Annotated in this window: 20 protein-coding genes and 1 tRNA gene; 17 read left to right on the top strand and 4 right to left on the bottom strand. The window is 59.0% G+C overall.

Features of this window, described 5'->3' with window-relative positions; genetic code table 11:
* The first annotated feature begins 77 nt into the window (after positions 1 to 77).
* From QEZ49_RS06380 to QEZ49_RS06370, 3 genes are all read left to right on the top strand, one after another.
* Complete coding sequence (locus QEZ49_RS06380) at positions 78 to 680, top strand: cysteine hydrolase family protein (RefSeq protein WP_280385241.1); 603 nt, start codon at positions 78 to 80, stop codon at positions 678 to 680.
* A gap of 145 nt (positions 681 to 825) precedes the next feature.
* Entirely contained in the window at positions 826 to 1,233 is a 408-nt protein-coding gene (locus tag QEZ49_RS06375; RefSeq protein WP_280385240.1) for a DUF779 domain-containing protein, read from the top strand.
* A gap of 152 nt (positions 1,234 to 1,385) precedes the next feature.
* Positions 1,386 to 1,991, top strand: coding sequence for a hypothetical protein (locus QEZ49_RS06370; protein WP_280385239.1), 606 nt, complete (start codon positions 1,386 to 1,388; stop codon positions 1,989 to 1,991).
* Between the two features lie 19 nt (positions 1,992 to 2,010).
* On the opposite strand, the gene mutL is transcribed toward QEZ49_RS06370, so the two are convergent.
* The gene (gene mutL, locus QEZ49_RS06365; RefSeq protein WP_280385238.1) at positions 2,011 to 3,873 is read right to left on the bottom strand and encodes a DNA mismatch repair endonuclease MutL; all 1,863 of its coding nucleotides are present in this window, start codon (positions 3,871 to 3,873) and stop codon (positions 2,011 to 2,013) included.
* A 323-nt stretch (positions 3,874 to 4,196) separates the two neighbouring features.
* Here mutL and ppa point away from each other — a divergent pair, with 323 nt between their 5' ends.
* Positions 4,197 to 4,736 (top strand): inorganic diphosphatase, encoded by a 540-nt coding sequence (gene ppa / locus QEZ49_RS06360; RefSeq protein WP_280385237.1) that lies wholly within the window; start codon positions 4,197 to 4,199, stop codon positions 4,734 to 4,736.
* A gap of 117 nt (positions 4,737 to 4,853) precedes the next feature.
* On the opposite strand, the gene QEZ49_RS06355 is transcribed toward ppa, so the two are convergent.
* A complete protein-coding gene (locus QEZ49_RS06355) occupies positions 4,854 to 6,116 on the bottom strand; it encodes a pitrilysin family protein (RefSeq protein WP_280385236.1) in 1,263 nt (420 codons plus the stop codon).
* A gap of 201 nt (positions 6,117 to 6,317) precedes the next feature.
* Complete coding sequence (locus QEZ49_RS06350; protein WP_280385235.1) at positions 6,318 to 7,730, bottom strand: pitrilysin family protein; 1,413 nt, start codon at positions 7,728 to 7,730, stop codon at positions 6,318 to 6,320.
* 322 nt (positions 7,731 to 8,052) lie between these two features.
* Here QEZ49_RS06350 and QEZ49_RS06345 point away from each other — a divergent pair, with 322 nt between their 5' ends.
* Positions 8,053 to 8,481 (top strand): Hsp20 family protein, encoded by a 429-nt coding sequence (locus QEZ49_RS06345; protein ID WP_280385234.1) that lies wholly within the window; start codon positions 8,053 to 8,055, stop codon positions 8,479 to 8,481.
* Between the two features lie 121 nt (positions 8,482 to 8,602).
* A complete protein-coding gene (locus tag QEZ49_RS06340) occupies positions 8,603 to 8,878 on the top strand; it encodes a DUF1150 domain-containing protein (protein WP_068463631.1) in 276 nt (91 codons plus the stop codon).
* A 148-nt stretch (positions 8,879 to 9,026) separates the two neighbouring features.
* Here QEZ49_RS06340 and QEZ49_RS06335 read toward each other — a convergent pair whose 3' ends face one another.
* Positions 9,027 to 10,010 (bottom strand): complex I NDUFA9 subunit family protein, encoded by a 984-nt coding sequence (locus QEZ49_RS06335; RefSeq protein ID WP_280385233.1) that lies wholly within the window; start codon positions 10,008 to 10,010, stop codon positions 9,027 to 9,029.
* Between the two features lie 138 nt (positions 10,011 to 10,148).
* On the opposite strand from QEZ49_RS06335, the gene QEZ49_RS06330 reads away from it, so the two are divergent.
* The 11 genes from QEZ49_RS06330 to QEZ49_RS06280 all read left to right on the top strand — a co-directional run bounded on the left by QEZ49_RS06330 (position 10,149) and on the right by QEZ49_RS06280 (position 20,941).
* Positions 10,149 to 10,235, top strand: a tRNA-Leu gene (locus QEZ49_RS06330).
* Positions 10,236 to 10,332: 97 nt separating this feature from the next.
* Complete coding sequence (locus tag QEZ49_RS06325) at positions 10,333 to 11,736, top strand: hypothetical protein (RefSeq protein WP_280385232.1); 1,404 nt, start codon at positions 10,333 to 10,335, stop codon at positions 11,734 to 11,736.
* Entirely contained in the window at positions 11,702 to 12,043 is a 342-nt protein-coding gene (locus QEZ49_RS06320) for a hypothetical protein (protein WP_280385231.1), read from the top strand. The genes QEZ49_RS06325 and QEZ49_RS06320 overlap by 35 nt, the downstream gene beginning before the upstream one ends.
* 313 nt (positions 12,044 to 12,356) lie before the next feature.
* Positions 12,357 to 13,106: a hypothetical protein gene (locus tag QEZ49_RS06315; protein ID WP_280385230.1), complete on the top strand. Its 750-nt coding sequence runs from the start codon at positions 12,357 to 12,359 to the stop codon at positions 13,104 to 13,106.
* A gap of 25 nt (positions 13,107 to 13,131) precedes the next feature.
* A complete protein-coding gene (locus QEZ49_RS06310; RefSeq protein ID WP_280385229.1) occupies positions 13,132 to 13,833 on the top strand; it encodes a hypothetical protein in 702 nt (233 codons plus the stop codon).
* Between the two features lie 340 nt (positions 13,834 to 14,173).
* Entirely contained in the window at positions 14,174 to 16,378 is a 2,205-nt protein-coding gene (locus tag QEZ49_RS06305; RefSeq protein ID WP_280385228.1) for an ATPase domain-containing protein, read from the top strand.
* A 19-nt stretch (positions 16,379 to 16,397) separates the two neighbouring features.
* Positions 16,398 to 17,684 (top strand): hypothetical protein, encoded by a 1,287-nt coding sequence (locus QEZ49_RS06300; RefSeq protein WP_280385226.1) that lies wholly within the window; start codon positions 16,398 to 16,400, stop codon positions 17,682 to 17,684.
* 337 nt (positions 17,685 to 18,021) lie between these two features.
* Positions 18,022 to 18,576 (top strand): recombinase family protein, encoded by a 555-nt coding sequence (locus QEZ49_RS06295; RefSeq protein ID WP_280385224.1) that lies wholly within the window; start codon positions 18,022 to 18,024, stop codon positions 18,574 to 18,576.
* Positions 18,577 to 18,644: 68 nt separating this feature from the next.
* A complete protein-coding gene (locus QEZ49_RS06290; RefSeq protein ID WP_280385222.1) occupies positions 18,645 to 19,496 on the top strand; it encodes a helix-turn-helix transcriptional regulator in 852 nt (283 codons plus the stop codon).
* Positions 19,497 to 19,603: 107 nt separating this feature from the next.
* Positions 19,604 to 20,233 carry a hypothetical protein gene (locus tag QEZ49_RS06285; RefSeq protein ID WP_280385220.1) on the top strand — a complete coding sequence of 210 codons (630 nt, stop codon included), beginning with the start codon at positions 19,604 to 19,606 and terminating at the stop codon, positions 20,231 to 20,233.
* 192 nt (positions 20,234 to 20,425) lie between these two features.
* On the top strand, positions 20,426 to 20,941 hold the full coding sequence (locus tag QEZ49_RS06280) for a hypothetical protein (RefSeq protein WP_280385218.1): 516 nt from the start codon (positions 20,426 to 20,428) through the stop codon (positions 20,939 to 20,941).
* The last annotated feature ends 1,029 nt before the right edge of the window (positions 20,942 to 21,970 follow it).

Raw genomic sequence — 21,970 nt, 5'->3', positions numbered from 1 at the left:
GACGCCCAACCAAAGACAATCCATTCCCCACAGCGCGGCCCCAAAAGCCGCGCTGTTTTTACAAGAGGAACAGCCCAATGACTGAAGCCCGTCCGACACTGCGTTCGCTGCTGGCAATGCCATCCACCCCTGAACCGCTGTCCAAATCCGCGCTGGTGCTCATCGACTGCCAGAACACCTACCGCGAAGGGATCATGCAGCTCGAAGGCGTCGAGCCGGCGCTGAAGGAATGCGCAAAGCTGCTGCAGCGGGCCCGCGATGCCGGAGCGCCAGTCATCCACATTCAGCACGATGCGGGCCCAGGCTCGCCTTACGATGTACGCGATCGTATTGGCGCCATCGCCGATGTCGTTGCACCGATCGAAGGCGAAACCGTCATCACCAAGAGCTATCCAAGCTCATTCGAGCAGACCAACCTCGACGCCGAACTGAAAAAACTCGGCGTCACCGATCTTGTGCTGGCCGGCTTCATGACCCACGTCTGTGTGAATTCCACCGCGCGCGCCGCCTTCAACCACGGCTATCGCCCCACGGTTGTCGGCAACGCCACGGCAACGCGTGCGCTCGCCAATCCGCTGGGCGGGACACTTTCGGCTGACGCGGTACACACCGGTGCGCTCACCGCGTTGACCGACATGTTCGCCATCGTCGTGCCGTCGTCGGAGGCGGTGCCGGACTGATCGCGAATTATTGATTGCAGAATTCCGGCCTTCCGCTCCCAACAGGCCCGGATCACGATTACCGGACTGGCAAGGTCTGGTACGACGGGCTGGAGCATGTTTCCCTAGGGCGCATGCTCCAGTTCCCTTCAATGAGGAGGCAGGAATGGTCGATCGCGTTTCGCTCACCCCGGCAGCGGAAGAGCTGATACACAAGCTGGTCGCCGTACACGGCCCCCTGATGTTCCACCAGTCGGGTGGATGCTGCGATGGCAGCGCACCGATGTGCTATCCGCGCGGCGAATTCCGCATCGGCGAGCGCGATGTGTTTCTCGGCGCCATTGCCGGGTGCCCGGTTTACATCTCCGGCCCGCAGTTCGAATACTGGCAGCACACGCACCTTATCATTGACGCGGTTCCCGGACGCGGTTCCGGCTTCTCGCTCGAAGCGCCGGAGGGGCTGCGTTTCCTCACCCGTTCGCGCGTCTATACCGAAGCCGAATATGACGAGCTGGAGCGGATGGGCGAGCCGCTGCGGGGCCCCAACGCCATGGCTGAAGCCGGGCTCGCCTGATCACGCCCAGCGACCGCGCGGCGGCACAACGCTGCCTTTACGCTCGCCTGTGGCCATCCCGCACTAGGAAATCACTGCGATCGCCCCGACATTCCGTAATGGATTCCGCTTCGGCATCGCCGCCGCATGCCGCCGACGCTACGGAAAACTGCATGAAGCTCGCTATACTCGCTTTCAGCCTTTTGTTCGGCCTCGCAATCGCGCAGTCGGTGCACGCTGAAGCTGCGCCCGCCAGTCCCGTCGAAAACGATTTCGTCATCGAATTCGACGACGAGGACGAGGATGATGACGGCGCCAGCGCCGCTGAAGAGGCCGCGCCGCCCTCTAAGCCACCTGCTCCGATCGCCAAGGAAGCACCCTTCAAAGCCCTGCCCGGACGCTGGGTCGGCGACGGCCGCATCGGCATCAAGGACGGCAAGCCAGAATTGGTGAAGTGCCGCGCCACCTATTTCGTGAACGATGCTGGCGACGAGCTGCGCCAGAACATTCGCTGCGCCTCGGCCGGCGGCAAGGTCGAGATCAAGAGCAGCGTTGTCGCCCGGGAAGGCAAGGTCACCGGCACCTGGGAAGAGCTGATGTATAACATGCGCGGCGACATGGCCGGCGAAGTGACAGAGCGCGGCTTCCGCATCAAGGTTGCCGGCGATGGCTTGAGCGCCAACATGGATGTCATCGTCGTCAACGACCGCCAGATCGTCGAGATTCAGTTCTTCAACAGCTCACTGCGCGGACTGATGCTGATCCTGAAGAAGGGCTGACCTCAGCGCGGCGCCAACGCTACCGGCGGCCGAAGAGCTTTTCGATGTCGGCGAGCTTCAGCTCCACATAGGTCGGTCGGCCGTGATTGCACTGGCCGGAATAGGGCGTCGCCTCCATGTCGCGCAGCAGCGCGTTCATTTCCTGCGGGGTGAGGCGCCGACCCGAGCGCACGCTGCCGTGACAGGCGATGGTGGCGCACACTGCCAGCAGCCGATCCTTCAGCGCCGTGCTGGTGCCCTCGCGCACGATGTCGGCTGCAAGGTCGCGCACAACCGCGGCGACGTCGCCATCGCCCAGCAGCACCGGCACCTCGCGCACCACGACAGCACCGGGGCCGAAGCCTTCCAGCACCAGCCCCAGCTCTTCCAGCTCCGCCGCCTTTTCCGTCACCGCGACCGCTTCATCGTCATCAAGGTCGACAACCACCGGCACCAGCAGCCCCTGACGCGCAACGCCGCCCTCGCGCAGCATTGTTTTCAGCCGCTCATACACAAGGCGTTCGTGCGCGGCGTGCTGATCGACGATGACGACGCCGTCCCGCGTTTGGGCAACGATATAATTCTCATGCAATTGCGCGCGCGCGGCGCCAAGAGGCCGGTCCTGCGATTCCTCCGCTACTGGCGCTGTAAATGCGCGCGCATCGGCGCTCGGCCCGTCCATAATGTCGAGCGGCGCCTGCATCGCCTCGGCCATTCCCGGCGCGGGTGCATAAGGGCTGCGTGCGGGATAAACGGCGCGCGCCGACTGGCCGTAATCGCGCGCGTATGATCCAGAAAATTGTGCTGCACCGCTGCCGGCATCAGCCGGCACGGCATGAACGTTAGCATTCGCGTTGGCATGCAGTTCATGCAGCGCCGCAGCGCCATTGGCCGCCGACGCGCGATGCCCCTCGCGATGCAACGAAGCCGCCAACGCATTGACGATCAGCGAACGGACGGAACCGGCGTCACGGAAGCGTACTTCCGTTTTGGCGGGATGCACATTCACATCCACCTCATCGGGTGGCAGCTCAAGAAACAGCGCCAGCAACGGCTGGCGGCCGCGCGGGATCAGGTCTCCATAGGCCGCGCGCACCGCACCGATCAGCAGCTTGTCGCGCACCGGACGGCCGTTGACGAACAGAAACTGTTGCGCCGCATCCGGACGGTGCAGCGTCGGCACACCGGCATATCCATTGATGCTCACATTCTCGCGCACACCGGATACACGCACCGCGTCATCCATGAATGCGCGGCCCATGATGCGGCCGAGCCGTTGCAGCAGGCCATCCGGCCCCGCAGGTTCACGCGGCAGGCGCAGGTTCGAGCGCTCGCCCATCGTCAACGTGAAGCCAACGCCGGGATGCGCCATCGCGAGGCGCTTCACCACCTCGCTGACGGCCATGTTCTCCGCCCGCTCCGACTTCATGAACTTGAGCCGCGCCGGCACGGTTGAAAACAGATCACGCACCTCGATGCAGGTGCCGGCATTGGCTGCTGCCGGACGCAACTTGCCCTTGGCGCCCCGGTCGACATCGAGCGCAAAGGCATCGGCGGCATCGCGTGCGCGCGACACGATGGTGAGATGTGCAATCGAACCAATCGAAGGCAGCGCTTCACCACGGAAGCCCAGCGTGCTGATGGCGAACAGGTCTTCCTCGGAAAGCTTCGATGTGGCGTGACGCTCAACGGCAAGCTGCAGATCGTCGGGCGGCATCCCGCAGCCAGTGTCGGTCACGCGGATCAACGACAGGCCACCGGACGCAGTGACGACATCGATCTCGTCGGCGCCTGCATCGAGCGCGTTCTCGACCAGCTCCTTCACAACACTCGCCGGCCGCTCGATCACCTCACCGGCGGCAATGCGATTGATCGTGTGCGGCGAAAGCTGCCGGATCGCCATTTCCCTGTTCCCTGTCGTCGTGCCCGCAGCAGCGGTTCACGCCATCTAGTTTCGCGGCCGCGCGGCTGCAAGCTGTCGTTCAGCGCCGATGATATGCCCGATTCTGTCAGCGGCCTTGAGTTGCACAGGGAGCCAATCCCCACATGGCAAATGGCTGTCCGGCTGCGACAAGCTGTCGAATGCTACGAAAGATGAAGGATAGAAGCGGAAAAATGCGGCGTTTTCAGCCAACTGCGACGAGCATACGGCTATCCATTCGCGTCGGCTTCGTCCATCTCTTCGGCCGGGCCGCACCGGCGGCCATGAAACTATGTGGAGATTACATGCGCCTCGACGCCATCCCGATCGGTATTAATCCTCCCCTCGACATCAACGTCATCGTCGAAGTGCCGGTGGGCGGCGAGCCCATCAAGTACGAACTCGATAAAGCATCTGGTACGCTGGTTGTTGACCGCTTCCTCTACACGCCGATGCGCTATCCGGGGAACTACGGTTTCGTCCCGCACACGCTGTCGTCCGATGGCGATCCGATCGACGTTCTGGTCTGCAACACACGTGCGATCATTCCCGGCGCGGTGATCAACTGCCGCCCCGTGGGCGTGCTGGTGATGCAGGATGAAGGCGGTGGCGACGAGAAGATCATCGCCGTGCCCAGCAGCCGCCTGACCATGCGCTACGACAAGGTCGCCAACTACACCGACCTACCGCATATTTCCATGCAGCAGATCGAGCACTTCTTTGCACATTACAAGGATCTGGAGCCCGGCAAGTGGGTCAAGATCGACCACTGGGGCGACTCTTCCGAAGCGCGCCGATATATCGCCGAAGCGATCGAGCGCGCCAAGAACAGCAATCACGACTGATCCTGTTCGCAGCAGCACCCACCTGAAACGCAAAAGGGGCCGGTCATTCTGACCAGCCCCTTTTTTTATTATTTGGCGTTTCCTGATTTCTTCTGCGCTGCAAGCGCGGTCGCGGAACTAACCGCCCTTCGCCTTGGGCTGCTCAAGCTCCGGCTTGCCGACAATCGTCACAATCAGATTATCGGTGTTGAGCATCCGCTTGGCAACGCGCTTCAGATCATCCAGCGTCACAGCTTCGATCAGCGCGTTACGCTTCTCGATATAGCTGGGATCGAAGTCATCCATGCGCAGGCCCAGAAGCTGCGTGGCGATCTTCGCGTTGGTGTCGAAACGCAGCGGATAAGCGCCGGTCAGATAGCTCTTGGCGTTGTCCAGATCTTCCTGCTTCAGATCGCCGTCGGCCATCTTCTGCAGTTCCTGGCGAATGATATCCAGCGACTTGCCCATCATGTCGTTGCGCGTTGCAACGCCGCCGGAAAACACCGATGCATGCCGGAACGGATACACATAGGTGTAGACGGAATAGGCCAGGCCGCGCTTCTCACGCACCTCCTCCATCAGCTTGGAGGCAAATCCGCCGCCGCCGAGGATCTGGTTGAGAACGAACGCCGGAATGAAGTCCGGATCGCGGCGCGGCATGGCGCCCATACCGAACACCGCCACCGACTGCGGCACGTTCATGTCGACGACATTCTGCTGGGCACCGGCGACGGGATCAGTAATCGAAACGGGTGCCAGTTCGGCCTTCTCGGGCAGGTCACCGAACACATCGTCCAGCATCTTGCCGAGCTGCTCCGGCGTGATGTCGCCAACAGCAACGACCTTCAGGTTGTCCTTGGCGAACACGCGCTTGCGATAAGCTTCAAGCTCAGCGCCGGTGATCTTGCCGAGGCTCGCCTCAGTGCCGCTCGCCGGGCGCGCATAAGGATGGCCCTTGAACGCGGTTGCATACCAAGCGTTTTGCGCAACACGGTTGGGGTCACGCGCGGCGTAGGCAAGCGATGCCATCAGCTGCTGCTTGATGCGTTCCACCGCATCGGCATCGAAGCGCGGCTTGGTCAGAGCCAGCTTCAGCATCTCGGTTGCTTCGGGGCGATACTGGCTCAGCGTCTCGAAATTGCCGTAGAAAGCATCCTTGGCATCTTCGAAGTTCATACGCATGGAGAGATCTTCCATGCGATCCTGAAACTCGCTCGACTTCAGATCACCCGCACCTTCATCCAGCATGGCTGAAAGGAAGTTGGAGACACCCTCCTGCTCGTCAGGATCCTGCGCGCTGCCGCCGTCGAATGCGAACCGCATCGCCATCATCGGCACTGCGTGCTCTTCAACCAGCCAGGCTTCAATTCCACCCGGGCTTTTCACTGTCTGAATCTTCATGGCGTTAGCTGGCAAACTCGTGCTGGCAAAAAATAGCAGGGCGAAAGCGGCGGACAACACGGTGGCGCTGCCACCAATCTGGCGAACCGCCGAGCGGACGCCATGACCGCAGAACGACAACATCAACAACGGACGACCACTCGCGTGCATATCACAGGCCCTCGACATACTCATCTGATGCATACGGCTGCTCCTCCAGGATCAAGAGCGCGTATGGACGGCGGGCTGCTCGGTGGTGCTGCTGCCAGCACCCTTGCCGTCGTCCTCAGCTTCCGGCAGCAACCATCCGGTTACGGAGTTTTTCGCATCGAGATAAGTTGCTGCGGCCTTCTTCACTTCGTCCGCAGTGACCTTCGCCAGCGCATCCGGCCAGCCTTCGACATCGGCGATCGACCGGCCAATCGTTGCCGACCAACCGTATTGCCGGGCCAGAGTCGCCTGATTGTCGCTCTGATAGATGAAATCTGCCGTCAGAGATTTCTTCGCGCGTTGCAGCTCAAGCTCGGTGACACCGTTCTTGCGCACATCGTCAAGCACTGCATCGACCGCTTCTTCAACGGTCTTCAGATCCTCAACACCCGCACCGGCAACGGCGTAGAGCGAAATGGTGCCTGAATCGAGTGAGCTGCCGGAGTAGCCGCCGCGCGCGGTGGCAGCCACCTTCTTGTCGACAACCAGCGAACGATAGAGGCGGCTCGTGGCGCCATCGCCAACGATCTTCATCAGCACTTCAAGCGCTTCAGCTTCGCCCGGCTTTCCGGTCACGTAGCTCGGCACCATGTAATAGCGATGGAACGATGCGTTACCCGCGCGCGGATCCTTCAGCGTCAGGCGACGCGGCACTGCGTGGGGCGGATCCTGCGGACGGTTGCGCGTGTCGACGTCCGGGTTTGCGGGAATCTTGCCGTAGGTTTCCTCGGCGAGCTTCTTCACTTCCTCCGGCGTCACGTCACCCGACACAACGAGGATGGCGTTGTTGGGCGCGTAGTAGCGCTTATAGAACTTGAGCGCGTCCTCGCGCGAAAGCTTCGCCATCTCGTGCGCCCAGCCGATGACAGGAATGCCATACGGATGCGCGAGATAAAGCGCTGCACTCATCTGCTCGTCGAGACGGGCAGCGGGGTTGTTGTCGATGCGCGAACGGCGCTCCTCGATGATGACCTGACGCTCCGTCGCCACCTCGTCGTCGGTGAGACGCAGGTTCACCATGCGATCTGCTTCCATCTCCATCAGCGTGCGCAGGCGATCCTTTGCGATCCGCTGGTGATAGGCGGTCAGATCCTGACCGGTGAATGCGTTGTCTTCGCCACCCAGCCGCGAGATGATTTTCGAGAAATCACCCACTGCGATCTTGTCGGTGGACTTGAACATCAGATGCTCAAGGAAGTGCGCGATGCCCGAGGTGCCCTTGGGCTCATCGGCGGAGCCGACCTTGTACCAGACCATATGCGTCACAACCGGCGCACGATGATCCGGAATTACGATCACTTCCATACCGTTGGAAAGCTTGAACGCGCTGGCGCGCGGTTCAGCCGAAGCGGTCTGTGGTGCAAGAGCGAGCATGAGAAAAACCACCAGAGTGAAGATGGAACGGCTGACGCCGGGCATGTGCATCGATTGATCCCCGATTAGGACCTGAAAGCAAGGAACTGAGGCCGATGGCCAACTGAGAAGAGCGGCATTCGCGGGCGATTGGACAGGGCTGGCGAATGCTCGGCAATCATCTGGCTAGCCACACCGTTGTCAAATGACAACGTGTTCATCTGATGCATGCTTACAGGATGCCGGCAGCGCGGCATATGCCGCTTGAACGCTTATCTCAGCTCACCCATATCATTTGGCATCCGGTTGCCGCCCAGGCGGGGCCGGTGCGTTGGAGGCCAGGGTTAAGGCTCTTGCGGAATATTGGTCGAGGTCGCTTGAGGAAGGACCCGTAATGTCGCGGATTTCGCTGCTCTCCAGCCCCTTTCTTTTGGGCTTTGAAGATATCGAGCGCCTGATTGATCGGGCTACAAAGGGTTCGGCCGACGGCTACCCCCCTTACAACGTTGAGCGCATCCAAAGCCCGGACGGCGATGCCGACATCCTGCGCATCACGCTCGCAGTGGCGGGGTTCACCCGCGATCAGCTTGAGATTACCCTGTCAGACAGCCAGCTCACCGTCCGCGGCAAGCAGTCGGACGACAAGGCGCGCGAGTACCTCTACCGTGGGATCGCAGCGAGACAATTTACCCGCACATTCGTGCTAGCCGATGGAATCGAGGTAGAGTCTGCAGACCTTTCGGACGGGCTTCTAGCCATCGACCTGAAACGGCTGGAACCCGAACGCCAGGTTCGGACTATCAACATTATCGACAGAAAATAGCGGTTCACTACGTTTTACCGATTAGCCCTGCCGCAATTTCGCAGTGGGGTCGGGGCCGGGATGTCTGGCCGTCCGCTGCGAAGCGGAATGTACAGCTCCGGCATGCAGAAGGAGTAGCGTCATGACCGAAGCCGACAAGACCACCTATTACTATCCGCGTCATGTCATGACCGACGACGAGTTTGCTATCCTGGGTGATGGTGCTGTCGCATACATCAAGACGCTGACGTTCGACGAGGCCACACGCATGTTTCCGGCCGTCGACGGTCTGCCCCAGGGCATCAACCTGTTCTCACTGCATGGCGCCGACGGTACACCGCTTGCCCTGACCGACACTCGGCAGGCCGCAATCGGACATGCGTTCGACGACGATCTGGAGATCGCGAGCGTGCACTAATTTGAGTGTTTGCCAGCCTGCTGGTTGCGCTGGCTGACAATTCGGGATCGTGGAGCTCCGGAGAAATCCGGAGCTCTTTTGTTATGGGGCTTGCTTGCGTGCTACGGGCCGCCGACGCTCGGCAGAGCCCACTTCCTGCCTCACCAGCTCAGGTGCGGTAGCTGGCAAACTGCCCGCGGGCGCGGAAGCGCTCCAGATAGGTCGGCACGATCGCGGCAACACCGGTGGGCGTCGGCACACCCAGCGCCGTCAGTGTCCGTCCCTCGTCTTTCGCCGCAGCGCTCACCACGTTGTCGTGTTGCAGCAGCTTCACCTGATCCAGCGTGATCGGACGCAAGGCGTTCGGCAGCGGCCAGGTCAGCGCGGCCTGCACTTTTGCCAGCCAGAACGGCAGACGCAGATAACCCCGCTCGCGGCCGGTCCATTCCTGCGTCAGCTCCAGAACTTCCTTGAACGACAGCTCATCTGGACCACCCGCCTCATAGACAGTTCCGGGCTTGGCTGCGCCTGCCGCAGCAACCGTGATCGCCGTGGCGATGTCGCCCACGAACACCGGCTGGAAGCGCGTGCGCCCGCCGCCGATCAACGGCAACAGCGGCGACATGCGCGCCATGGCTGCAAAGCGATTGAAGAACTGGTCTTCCGGGCCGAAAACCACCGATGGGCGGATGATGATGGCCTCAGGGAACTCCTCCAGCACTGCAGCTTCGCCCTCGGCCTTGGTGCGGGCATAGTGGGACGAGGAATTGATATCGGCCCCGATCGCCGAAATGTGCACGAAATGGCGTACGCCCGCAGCCTTGGCCGCCCGAGCAATGGCGCGCGGCCCGTCAACGTGCACCGCCTTGAAGGTCTGCTTGCCGCCGCTGGCCAGAATGCCGACCGCATTCACAACCACCTTGGCGCCCGCAAGCGCACGGGCCACCGATTCCGGATAACGGACATTGGCCTGCACGGGCGCGATCTGGCCCACAAAGCCGCCTGTCTGCAGGAAGCCCGCCAGATCAGGACGGCGGACCGCCGCGCGAACCCGCCAGCCCTGCTTGGCCAGCGCCGTCACCGCATAGCGGCCTACAAACCCCGAACCGCCGAAAACAACCGCCAAACCCTGGTCGTCAAGCCGCTCTGCCATTGTCTTCTCCGTGTGTTCGGTGCTGCGTTACGCCATAGCGCGGATTGCAGAAAAGGGCACGGGTGTTGAAAGGTCGCGCACAAGCCTCACACGATCGATTGACAAGTGCCGCGACCCCATCTAACTCACCACTCCAGTGCCCAGGTGGCGGAATTGGTAGACGCACCAGCTTCAGGTGCTGGCGCTCGCAAGGGCGTGGAGGTTCGAGTCCTCTCCTGGGCACCAACGCTTTCCTAACCCATTGGAAAGACGTAACTACCGAGCATCATTGATAATTTCGGACACCACTGTCACACAGAGGTGCCCCACAATGGTGTTGATGATGGCCCGCCCAACAACCCGTTCACGTTCCACCAAGGGACAGTTCAAAAAGCGCGTTCCAAGCGACGTGCTGGCGCGAGCTCGCGGTCAAGAAATCTTCTTCTCGCTGCCGAAGGCATTGAGCGGTGACGAACGCTTCGTCGTCAGGGCAAAGTTCGGAACGCACGTCGAGTTCTCGCTGCGCACCAACGACCCCGCACTCATCAATCTTCGCCACGGCGCTGCGCTGGAGCAGTTTGAACGAGGCTGTGCGGCCCATCGGCAAGGCCCGCAGGGGCTGACACACAAGCAGCGCATCGCGCTCGCAGGCATCCTCTATCGCGACCTGAAAGAGCTGTTCGAGGATGATCCTGTCGACGCCAACTGGTGGCGTATAGTTGCAGAGGTCGCCGAGTGGGTATTGGTGCCACCGCCGGGCCCGCCATTGATGATCGAAGCCTATCCGGGCGAAGCTCAGATCATAGAGCTTGAGCGTTACGTGGGACCGTTCCTGAACCCAATCCTCAGCAGACACGGGATCATCCCCGCTGCCGAAGAACGCCCTGCTCTCTTGCGCATCTTCGCCAAGGCTTTGATAGACGCCGCCAAGACGCTCAAACGATTTGCCGAAGGCGATTACACGCCGGACGATGCCGTCACCGCCAAGTATCCAAAGTGGGACGGCGCTCAACCCAAAGCACCCCCAGCGCCCTCGCTCTCTTCCTCAGCCTTGACCGCTGCCAAGCTGTTTGCGCTTTGGCATGGGCACCCGGATCAGAAAGCCGTCAAACCTTCTACGCTCGCGTCTTACGCGCCCATTTTTGAAAAGCTGACCGCTTTCCTTACCGACAGATACGGACGCGAGCCCAGCGCAGCAGAGCTTGGCCGCGAAGACTTCCGCGCGTTCATCGACATGCGCTCCACCGTTGATGGCGTTTCGGCCAAGACGATCAACGACACTGACCTCGCTGGTATCAATGCCGTGTTCAACTGGGCCGTCGATCAAGACCTTCTAGCCTCGAACCCGGCAAACCGCGTCAAACGCAAGGTGCGCAAAGGCGCAGAGAACAGTAACAAGCGGCGCAAGACGTTGAATGATGCGGAAGCGCTGGCAATCCTCCGCCACGCCTTAAGCGCCGCCTCAGGCTCGTCGCGAGCCAACCGCAAACTCGCCGCTGCGAAGCGATGGGTGCCGTGGCTCATGGCGTACACAGGCACCCGCGTCGGTGAAATGGCGCAGCTTAGAAAATGCGACGTAAGCATATATGACGGCCATCCCGCCATCAGCATTACCGGCGACGCTGGAACCGTAAAGACGGATGGAATGTGGCACGTTCCCTTGCATCCGCATCTGATTGAGCAAGGCTTCCTCGACTTCGTCGACGCCGCTGATGACGGCACACCTCTTTCTTACGCCGCGTCCTGACCTTTACCGCGCCGACGCCAAACCAAGCCGCACCAAAGACCCGCGCGGCATCCTCGGTCCTCTGCAAAGCGTGAAGAACAAGCTCGCTGAGTTCACGCGCGAGGTCATGCCCGACACAAACGGGCCAGCACCCAACCACGGCTGGCGACACAATTTCAAAGCGCGAGGTCGTGGCATGATCGACCCAACAGTGCTGGACGCTTTTGGCGACCACGCACCACGCAGCGTCGCCGAACGATATGGCCGAGACGAACTCTTCAAGGCTATGGTGGCGCTAAGCAAAATTCCTCGGTATGAGGTGGGGTGAGAAGCCCCGGCACTGCGCCAGCACGAGCTCGCAATGGCAGCCCCTAGGGGAAGGCCTTAGGCTGCGCGATAATTTGAACGATCAATGGCTTGCCGCGCCGGATAGGGGTATCCGACCAGTTCTGCAAATCCCGTCTCCAGCACACAAGCGAAGTGCAGATGATTTGGGTCACAGACGCGAGGATAGAATTCAACACAGGCTGCTAGCTTTCTCCCCCCAGGCCCCTTACGCTCTGCCGAGCTTTGCAGGTCGATGCTCACCGAGCTTTCACCTGCTGTCAGATATTGAAGCGACGATTGGTTGATCAATTGAGATGAGCAATTTCCAGAAGCCTGCGGTGTTGGATGCTGCCGCGTTTGAAAACATTCAGAAGTGCTCCCAATCAAGCACAACCATTAAAGAAGATTGCTTACGACGATTAGCTCAATGCGGTGACGACAAGGATAAGGCGAAGACCGCATATAACGCCTTTATAGCTGCGCATGTTCGACAGGGAAATCCTCCTGCCGATCTTCTCCCGGACGAAGGATTGGGGACGCTTGTCGCCGAACTCCCGTTCGTTCGTAAGACAGCGGAAGCACTTCAACTCAGCCCGGCCGTGCTGCAACGAAAAGTCGACAGCTGGCTGTCGTTCGAGGAGAAACGCCGCGGCAACCAACCGTTTTCTGAGCATGAGCGAGCCGATGCGATGGCAATCCTCACGCTAAAGGTTCCAACTCGACAAGATGGGGGGCTTTGGCTCTTCCGCAACCCGCGACGCAAGCCGAACACCTTTGATGGGTTGTTAGATGACGGCCAACTGCCGCAGCGTCTCGGACTGATCTTATCACCGGGACAAACGCGGCTGACGTTCAGCTTCAGAGCTGCTCACGTGAGTGACGTCCGGCGACCCAAGTTCGCGGATGCTACTTGGGATTACTTGCCCTATTGGGACTGGAGAGGAAAAACCAAGCCGCTGGCACCGCTGCCTGCCGAAGCCGGGTTAGAAGAGGTGGTAGCAGAGCCCCCGGCAATTGGTCAGGTTAACCAGACTGTTAGACGTATTACTATATCTTCGGTGTGAACTTAGGTAAGGTCGTTCTGTGCCAATGACAGCGTCAATTCTGAAGATTTTCGAAGCGTACTCCCGTGGCGAGGTAGTTGATCGCGACGGCCATACCGCTTTGGATGAGCTTATTACCGAAGCCAATGGCGATCCAAAAACCTGGTTAGGCAGAGTGGAGGCATTCCTTCGAGAACCAAGGCCTTGCCCAACGTCTTACTGGATCGCTCTGGAATTTCTCCTGGCCTACTCTTCCCTCCGTTCTCCACTGTTGCCGAATCTTCTGGAAGATAGGCTGGCGGGCGACCGTCTCGAAGCGAGGGCACGGGCGAGCATTTATTCCATGCTCGCTATGCTTGGAAAACCGGTGGCAGCCGATACAATTTTCAAAGACACACAGCTTCAGGCAGAAGAACCACTTCGTTGGCTCGATCTCGCCTTGCCGTCAATCGCAGATCCGGACTTAAAGACAGATTTGGTGCGTGCCGCTATCCGGCAAGGCCATCTCAATCCAAAGCAATTTCTCGCGAGGCTCGAAGAGTTCAGGATTGTTGCTGGCCGCCAATTCGGGAATTGGCTGCACACTATGGTTCAATGCTTCACCATGGCCGACCGGACAGAACTTACGTCCGCGCTCGCGCCCTTCGGACTGAGGCAGCCCCACTCCTACAATCTTAGTGAAGCTAAGCCCATCAAGAGAGGTATCCGCCAGCTGAGAGAAAAACGGCAAGAATTGTCGCTGGCGTGATATGAAAAAGAACAAGGACACGGACCTTTTCCTATTCGCGAGGCCGTTCGGCGAAGCGTCTACCGCACTGATGGCACCTTGGTGGAATGCCGTCCGGACTTTTTGCTCCGCGCCCCCCTCGACTTGGCTCAATAGAGAGTTCGCCGAGGCGGTATCGTTCCCCTTTAGGGGGCCACATCGGATCGCAACGCAAATCGATCCTCACCTCGCCTCCAGCAAACTGAAATTCTTGCACACCCTTCGCGCTGGCTCAACTAGCAGGAAGAGGGCACAAAACAATCCAAACATTGGCTTCACGCGACCGTACGCGCTACTTTTGAACCAATTTAGACACCCCCTCGTGGCCTGCAGCATTACTGAAGGACTGTCGCCAACAACTCCGGTTGCGGACGTGCGAAACCGGCCGAAGCAGTATCTCTTTTCGCCGTTCTTCTTTCTAAGGCAGATGTTGGTCTCTCCCGAGTTTGGCGCCTCCGACGCCTACGCTCATGCACTTATTCGGGCTGAGCTTTTCGCACTCACTTTAGAGTTCTCTGAGCGCATCGAGGGAAAGCCGGATGCTGAGGGCGACGCGTTCGACCGAGTTCGTGCGATCATCCGCTTTGACCAGGTAGCGAACTCTTTGCAGAAAGCGGAGTCGTATCGCGAGAATAGAGATACCTTTTACCCGGCGACGCCGACCGACTTCATCGTCGGCCACTTGCTCGCATCTCGTGGCTTGGCTGTCCTGGCCTTTGCGCCGGGAAAAATGCGCTATCAGCCAGCTCGCAAAAACGAACGGCCACTCTTGGGGCGCGACACCTTCCTAGCCGGCAAAGAACTTGTTTCGAAGACCGCGGTGTATGAATTTCGATTCCTGGACACGGTTCGACGACTTCCTTCGCCGTCAGAGCTAGTCAACGAACTTGACGGCTATCCTGTGCCGCTACCTGGAGGCGATGCGATATTCGCCCGCGGTTTACGCTCCACCGGTTCAAATGGCCTCGTAGGGCAGATCTCCGGGGCCTCTGGTTCTGGCAAGACGTCCCTAGCGCTGGCGTTGGGCATCAGCTACGCCCCGTTGGGAGTGTCGACTCTCTATGTCTCATGCGAAGAACAGCACGAGGATCTACGGAATCGCATCTTAACTCTAACGCCGCCGTTCATAGCGCGGACCGCGTCGTTCCCGAGAAAGATCGAGGATTGGTTCTATTCCACGCATTTGGACCACAACCAATCAGAGCACACTCGCAAGGCCGTCTTCGACTTTATCGACGAAATCATAGCTCTTTATCAGCGGGAGGGCGTTGAGCCATCATCTCAAACTCCACCCGGCTTGCCCGCATGGTTCGTGGTCTTTGACGGACTCCACGAAATGGTTTCTCGGGAAAATCCGGATCAACAGGTCGAACTGCTAAGATCGCTGGTGTCGAAGCTGCGATCGCTTGGAGCGTTCGTACTCATCCTCACCGCAGAAATAGATAGCCCCGCACTGCGGGAGCTTGATTATACCGTCGACTTCGTTGCGCGGCTAGATCAGGACTCTAATCAGGAGTCGCCGTCGGAGTACAAGCGCAAATTCATTCTTCACAAAACACGACTCCAGTTTGCGAGGACAGGCACCCATACCCTTCACATTTCGAAACGAGACGGTGTCAAACTTTATCCGCACCTTTCCGCTGAGCTGGACTCCTACGCCCATCTTAACTGGAAAGCGCCGGATAAACAGCGGTACTACGATTTTCTTCTCACGGGGGTCAACGCGGACGATCCCAGACCGCTCGTAGAGGTTTTTGAGCGCGCTCAGATATTGGTCGCCGGACGTGGTAGCACGGGAAAAGCGGGATTCGCCCTCAAGCTTCTGATGAAGCCGATTTTAGGCGAAGTTGACACTCAGCGCAGCCTTTTTGACAAAGTCAGCGACGCGCAGCATCGGTACCCAGACCCACGACGCATAATGGTCGTGTCATTCCTCTACAATTCAAGCTACTATCAAGACTTGCAAAGGCGGATTGAAACCGCACTAGCATTAGACTCGCGCGAGAAGTTTCGAAAGCAGATAATCTTCGTCGATCACCTTCCGCTGTATCCAGGGTTTCTGGCGCCGGAGGTTTTCTTATCGAAGGTTATCGAAAAGTACGAAGGCGCTGCAGTCAGCGGTTGTCCTTATCACGGTGTACTTATTGATGGCTTGCATAACGTTTTTTTGCAGTTTCCAAGGCTACAGGCGACACCGACGCTCTGGTCAATCCTCTTCCAATTGATGCGCTTATTTGGCCTTACGCTGGTGACCACACATACCCACTTCGACGTTCACGGGTTGGAACGGCCGAGCCAATTCCGGTCCGACGTGGAACTTGCGAGCCAGCGAGTGAGTCCACTCCTGCAGGCGCTCGTGAACTCAGCGGATTTCTACTTCGATCTTTCGCGCACGGACCCCACCTTCGGGATAGCATCCGCAACTGTCCCGATCGAGTTGGTCACAGCCCTCGGACAGGATGTTAGGCCGTCACAATATGGTTGGGATAGAGAGCGTTCAGTGGTAGTTTTCGCTCGACCTAAGTAGGTCGCGGGGAACTACCTTCATGGATTTGCGGGGTGATGCGCTGAATGCAAAGTCTCTGCTCGTTGGGTTCGGTGAGAGCCCATACGCATCAACAAGTAATGGCGGATGGAGCGAGACCCCATTCCAACGGTGGATCAAGTTCAAAGAGGCCTATTCTCAGCGCTTCGTGCGCGACGCGCTCGCACTGAGTAAGTTTACTCCTACTCACTGCATTGACCCATTTGGGGGCAGCGGCACCACATCCTTGGTATGCTCACAACAGGGTATCAGGTCGACAAGTATCGAAGTGAACCCCTTCCTTGCCGATGTGATTTCGGCGAAAACAAATCCTTCCGATCGAAAGACGCTGTTGCGCAATTTTGAACGCGTCAGAGCCACACTCTCTCAGGTTCAATTGCAGCCGCTAGATCGCACGTTCCGCGAAGCGCCAAAGACGCTATTTGAGCCCGGACTGAATGGTCGCTTTATCTACACGAAAGCGGTTGGCGTTCGCATCCTGACGTATCTGGCCGCGATTGAGCAGCTCAGAGATGGGAAGGCAAAGCGAACTCTGAAGGTTCTGCTGGGCGGAATTCTCGTCTCGGTCAGCAACATCGTCGTGAACGGCAAGGGACGTCGCTACAGAAGCAATTGGCAGGCCAGGTCGACAACAGCAGTCGATGTAGATCGCTTGTTTGAGGCTGCGGTGATGCAGTGCGCAGCTGATCTTGATGAGATAGCGAATTCAGCACTCTCACCCACTACGCTGCTGAGAGGCGATTGCCGATCTCTCATCCACAAGTGCAGTATCGGCGATATTTCCATCTTCTCGCCACCGTACCCAAACTCGTTCGACTACACAGATGTTTACAATCTTGAACTCTGGACATTGGGGTATTTGAAATCACGAAATCAAAATTTGTCACTCCGGCGGGCTACACTCCGCTCCCATGTGCAGGCCACCTTCGAATATTCTAGGGTTACGAGAACCCCGCAATTGACCAAGACGCTGAAGAAGCTTGAAAGAGCGCGTGAGCACCTCTGGGATCGACGCATTCCGGAAATGGTCCAAGGCTATTTTGACGACTTGCATCTCGTGCTGTCGGGTTTGACGCGTAGGCTCGCACGGCGGTCGCTCATCGTGATGGCTGTGGGGGATAGCCGTTACGCCGGCATCAATGTGCGAACCGCCGAAGTTCTCGGTGAGATGGCAGAAACGATGGGGCTACATGTGGTCAGTGCGGATCGAATTCGGCAGATCCGCGCCAGTGCACAGCATGGCGGCGACCGGGAACTAGCTGAGACACGGGTCGTACTTCGAACCTGAACAACTCCGGGCTCGGGGGCTGTTGCCAAAGCAGCCCTAGCGGTAGGTGCTTTCCCTGCAGATCTCAGAGTCTTTTGGACCAGACCAGCTGCTGCCGTTCGACCTGGGAACTACAGCGCGAGGTATAGATGACCGCCAGCCGGAGGCGATGAGAGAGGGCTGTTCAAGGCGCGCCCCCAGGTTAATGACCAATCGAGTTGGCCGGTCGTATTTGGGTATACCCCGGCGAGATAGTGCGGTGAGACGCCAATGACGTCTCATTTGGGTTGCCAGATGGACAAACGAGACAGTGTGAGTTACGGTCTAGACCCATACGAGACATTGAGGGGAGAGGCCGATGGCTATTTATGGCTATGCGAGAGTAAGCACGACCGACCAGGAGTTGGAGATCCAGGTCGAAAAGCTGGTCGGCGCAGGTTGCAGTATCGTTCGCGAGGAGAAGGTGAGCGGCACTACCCGTGAGGGAAGGGCCGAGTTGGAGACACTGCTTCAGTTTCTCCGATCCGGCGATGTTCTGATGGTCACCAAGGTGGACCGGCTAGCCCGCTCGGTGGGCGACCTTCAGGAGATCGTCAAAGCAATTAAGGCCAAGGGCGCCGCCCTGAAGGCCACCGATCAACCAATCGACACGGGCACCGCGGCGGGCAAGTGCTTCCTGGACATGCTGGGAGTGTTCGCCGAGTTCGAGACCAACCTCCGCCGAGAGCGGCAGATGGAAGGGATTGCGAAGGCGAAGGCCAGAGGCGTCTACGAAGGCCGCAAGCCCACCATCGATGCGACTGAAGTGCGCCAGCTGGCAGGCGAGGGGCTCGGCGCGACGGACATCGCCAGACGCCTCGGCATTGGACGGGCTTCGGTCTACAGGCTGCTTGGCGACACGAAAAATGTGTAGCAAACACACTTGACGGGTTTTGTGACGAACCTATATTGCGTGTGCAATAACACGTAAGGTAGGTACGCATGAACACGCTGAAAGCCCTTCGAACTCGGTTGCACATGACGCAAAAGCAGGTTGCAGAGCGTCTCGATACTACTCAGCAGACGATCCAGCGGTGGGAGAGCGGCCAAACTGAAATTCCCGCCGCTCATCTCAAGGATCTCTCGATCCTCCTCGGATGCAGGATTGAAGAGTTGTTGGGCGTAGATACGCAAACCAAACGCAACGCGGAGGGCTTTGCCCGAGCCCGACACGATCTCCCGTGGGGTACATTCAAGGTCAGCTTCTCCTTTGGCGAACGACTGTATCCAATCGACGAACGAGAGCGCGATGCGCTCTTGGAGAGGTTTCACTCTCAGATCGACCTCAAGAGACAAAGCGGCTGGGTAGAGTTCACGACGCTGGACAATCGCCTAGTGTTCCTCAATCCGACGTTCGCGCTGAAACTCGACCTGGTTAGCGACGAGGAGGAGGAGATGCCATTCTTCGCTTCTCCAGAGGCATACAGAGCCCTGACCAGCGCCCCGTTAAAAAAGATCGGCCCGGTTCTCCAGGATGAATGCACTGGTGTGCTCGTGTCCCTTAACGTCGCGGATGAGCGAGGCAAGCCCGACATGGACAAGGCGGCCGAAAAGCTCAATTCGCTTGAGGTGGTAACCTGCAACGGACAATCGTCCACGCCGTATTTGTCCGACGACGTGGCAACGAGCGTCTTTGTCCTGTCGGACGACGGCGAGATCGGTCCCAACACCTTCCTTACCGTGTCGGTGGGTGATGGAAATTACGAGATCGTCAACCTGGGAAACATTGCAGCCATCGAAGTCTCGGTCGAAGCGTACCTCGCTCACCTGGCAAAGGATGGCGACGACGCCTGAGCCCAGCTGGGCCACGCTCCTTTCCGTCCCTGCCTTCCCCCCCTACGGCTGCAATTTATCGAGGATCAATGAACCGAACTTGCCGAATACCCGGCTGCAGCACCGCTGTGGCCTCAGGCTTCTCGCCTTACTGCGCTGGACATCGCGCCAATCTGCGCCGCCATGGCGAGCCGGAACAGAAGGCCATCACCAAAGCTCAAGTAAGACCCTACCAGACGCTCGTTAGAGCGCGGATCGCCAAGAACCCGCACAACCCTGCGTGGACCGCGCTAGAGACGCGTTGGCGAGCACTGGTGGACCATGCCGAGCACGTGATCGCCGAATACGAGCGCGGTCGCGCTGGATCGCAAGTCGAACGGCTGGTCGCCCGCGAGATCGTGAAGCTGGGAAACACCACCGAGCCTCGCATAGTCGTAGAGGTGACGATGGCGATGGTGATGTTGCGTGAGTTTCGCCCTTGTTGCTTCCGCTCCGACCACGCGTTTTGGGTCCAGCTCGGACGCCGCGTTCGGGGCCTGTCGGACCTCAACTTCGGGGAGCGATACGTCCACGCCACGGGAAAGGTGAAGCGCTGCTACCGCGAACTTTCGCCACGAGCCGCCGTCGTGCTCGGACGCTGGCTTGCGGAGACGCTCGGCATCGGCGGTCTTTATTTGGCCAGACTAGATCGAGCGGAGCACGAAAAACAAAACGCCGAGCAACGCGACCTTCACAAGGCACTAGCGCAGCTTTCCTAAGGGACCTGAATGAGCATCGAAGCTGTTACCACCGATACGACAGTCCTCCCTCGACGTAGACGGAAGCATGAGCCGCAGCGCCACCAATGGTTCGATCAGTGGTTGGTCGCGAGGCCAGGACCACTGAGGACCGAGCGGAGGCGGCAAATCAGGATCGGTGGAGAGCCAATTGGCATATTGGATTACGGCTCGATGTTCACTCGTCTCGCCTATGCCGAGCTGGGGGTGCCTGCCCCTCCCGGCGACCTCTATGCCATTCCCGGCTACGAGAACTATCGAAGCGGGATCAAGCTCGCGATGAACTGCCTGCTCTTTGACGGCGGACCGCGGCGGAGCTGGCCAACCGGGTTGGGCATTGGCGTTGGGGACGATGTGGACGCGGCGGACGACAGCCAATCCGAGGCAGCTCGCTACGAAGCTCGGTTGCCAGCGAGAGCCACCGTGGCATCAACTAAGAATGCGATCCTGGGCCTTCATCCCACGTTGGAAAAGGCATGGGGTCGCCGCCTAGGTTACCGGCTCATGTTTAGGGAGAGCGAGATCATGGTGCGGGTACTCAGGACGCTGTCCTCGAAGGGTGTCCCCGCCCTGTGCCTTCACGACGGGCTGATCGTGCCCGTGTCTGCCTGTGGGCTTGCACGACAAGTCATGGCGACTTCTGCTCTTGAATTAGCCGGTGCCGAGTTCCCTGTCGCCGACAAGACATAGTCCCAGCCTCTGGTAATCTTCCTGCATCACGCCGCGAGGAGTCGTCTATATGAGTCTTTGTTTAGGGGGCTCCTCACTGTGTGCAGGTGGAGGGGGCTATTAGAGGGATCGTCGTCGTATGTATCGTCCCATACCTCGTCTACCTATCGTCCCTCTACCTTTCCCTCCACTAACAGGACCCGTAAGGATACCTAAGCCCTTTGCCTCCATCGGCGGACCGTCGGAATAGAGATTGATCGCCCATATTGCTTTTTTAGAGAAGCCAGCGGACTTAACTTGCACAGACCTTGAAATTCCCCAGAGAGGCCATCCTCCTGCTGGCGCACTACGGAAAGAGGCAATTGAAGAGACCCAACGGGATCGTACCACTCGCCGCACGCGGCGTTTACGCCACGCCTGCTGGAAGCAGCGCTCTCAGGCCACGACAGACTGCCACCACTTTACCTATCCAAAGAAAGCGCACCCCTGAACTTGAAGAGCGTCATCGGCAACGGATCGACGAGCAGCAACAGAAGCGAAACGCGGCCGCGAGCGAAAGTCTGCGGGAGTACCATCGCACCGGCAAATCCCCTGAAACTCCGGCCGAGAAGGTACGACGTGACAAGGCCGAGTTGAAACGGATCAGGAAGGTGCAGGCAGCAAGACAGCGCAAACAACCACGAGGAGACACGAACCCACTCTGACAGCGCTTGAAAAGTGCCCCACAACACTGCTACACAGAGCGTCATCCTAGTCCGATTTTATCGTGATGTTTCAATGGGGTACGGAGCGGAATCGTCAGTCCTCTCCTGGGCACCATCCTTACAGCTATAAACCCTTTGAAAACCACGCGATGTTTTGGTCGCGCCGGGGTAACGAGTAGCTAGTAGGCAAAATACGTCGACATTTACGTCGACCGTCCATCTTGCCGCCAAGGAGCGGAAGACGGACATGGCCAACAAGCCCAAAACAGCACAGCCCATTAATCGCGGTGGTATTTGGTACCTCCTGAGCAGGGCGCCCAAGCGCCTCACCTAGCTCGATCGGCGG

Source organism: Hyphomicrobium sp. D-2 (genome assembly GCF_029872155.1).
GTDB lineage: Bacteria > Pseudomonadota > Alphaproteobacteria > Rhizobiales > Hyphomicrobiaceae > Hyphomicrobium_A.
The sequence above is the reverse complement of the archived record's forward strand: the minus strand, read 5'-3'. Positions and strand labels throughout refer to the sequence as shown.

Bases quoted from the DNA above. Each gene is read 5' to 3' on its own strand.
- QEZ49_RS06320 (WP_280385231.1), top strand. From the start codon at position 11,702: ATGACGGCACACCTCTTTCTTACGCCGCGTCCTGACCTTTACCGCGCC.
- QEZ49_RS06310 (WP_280385229.1), top strand. From the start codon at position 13,132: ATGACAGCGTCAATTCTGAAGATTTTCGAAGCGTACTCCCGTGGCGAG.
- QEZ49_RS06375 (WP_280385240.1), top strand. From the start codon at position 826: ATGGTCGATCGCGTTTCGCTCACCCCGGCAGCGGAAGAGCTGATACAC.
- QEZ49_RS06335 (WP_280385233.1), bottom strand. From the start codon at position 10,010: ATGGCAGAGCGGCTTGACGACCAGGGTTTGGCGGTTGTTTTCGGCGGT.
- QEZ49_RS06340 (WP_068463631.1), top strand. From the start codon at position 8,603: ATGACCGAAGCCGACAAGACCACCTATTACTATCCGCGTCATGTCATG.
- QEZ49_RS06380 (WP_280385241.1), top strand. From the start codon at position 78: ATGACTGAAGCCCGTCCGACACTGCGTTCGCTGCTGGCAATGCCATCC.
- QEZ49_RS06355 (WP_280385236.1), bottom strand. From the start codon at position 6,116: ATGAAGATTCAGACAGTGAAAAGCCCGGGTGGAATTGAAGCCTGGCTG.
- QEZ49_RS06315 (WP_280385230.1), top strand. From the start codon at position 12,357: ATGAGCAATTTCCAGAAGCCTGCGGTGTTGGATGCTGCCGCGTTTGAA.
- mutL (WP_280385238.1), bottom strand. From the start codon at position 3,873: ATGGCGATCCGGCAGCTTTCGCCGCACACGATCAATCGCATTGCCGCC.
- QEZ49_RS06370 (WP_280385239.1), top strand. From the start codon at position 1,386: ATGAAGCTCGCTATACTCGCTTTCAGCCTTTTGTTCGGCCTCGCAATC.
- QEZ49_RS06290 (WP_280385222.1), top strand. From the start codon at position 18,645: ATGAACACGCTGAAAGCCCTTCGAACTCGGTTGCACATGACGCAAAAG.
- QEZ49_RS06300 (WP_280385226.1), top strand. From the start codon at position 16,398: ATGGATTTGCGGGGTGATGCGCTGAATGCAAAGTCTCTGCTCGTTGGG.
- QEZ49_RS06295 (WP_280385224.1), top strand. From the start codon at position 18,022: ATGGCTATTTATGGCTATGCGAGAGTAAGCACGACCGACCAGGAGTTG.
- QEZ49_RS06325 (WP_280385232.1), top strand. From the start codon at position 10,333: ATGGCCCGCCCAACAACCCGTTCACGTTCCACCAAGGGACAGTTCAAA.
- QEZ49_RS06345 (WP_280385234.1), top strand. From the start codon at position 8,053: ATGTCGCGGATTTCGCTGCTCTCCAGCCCCTTTCTTTTGGGCTTTGAA.
- ppa (WP_280385237.1), top strand. From the start codon at position 4,197: ATGCGCCTCGACGCCATCCCGATCGGTATTAATCCTCCCCTCGACATC.
- QEZ49_RS06350 (WP_280385235.1), bottom strand. From the start codon at position 7,730: ATGCACATGCCCGGCGTCAGCCGTTCCATCTTCACTCTGGTGGTTTTT.
- QEZ49_RS06280 (WP_280385218.1), top strand. From the start codon at position 20,426: ATGTTCACTCGTCTCGCCTATGCCGAGCTGGGGGTGCCTGCCCCTCCC.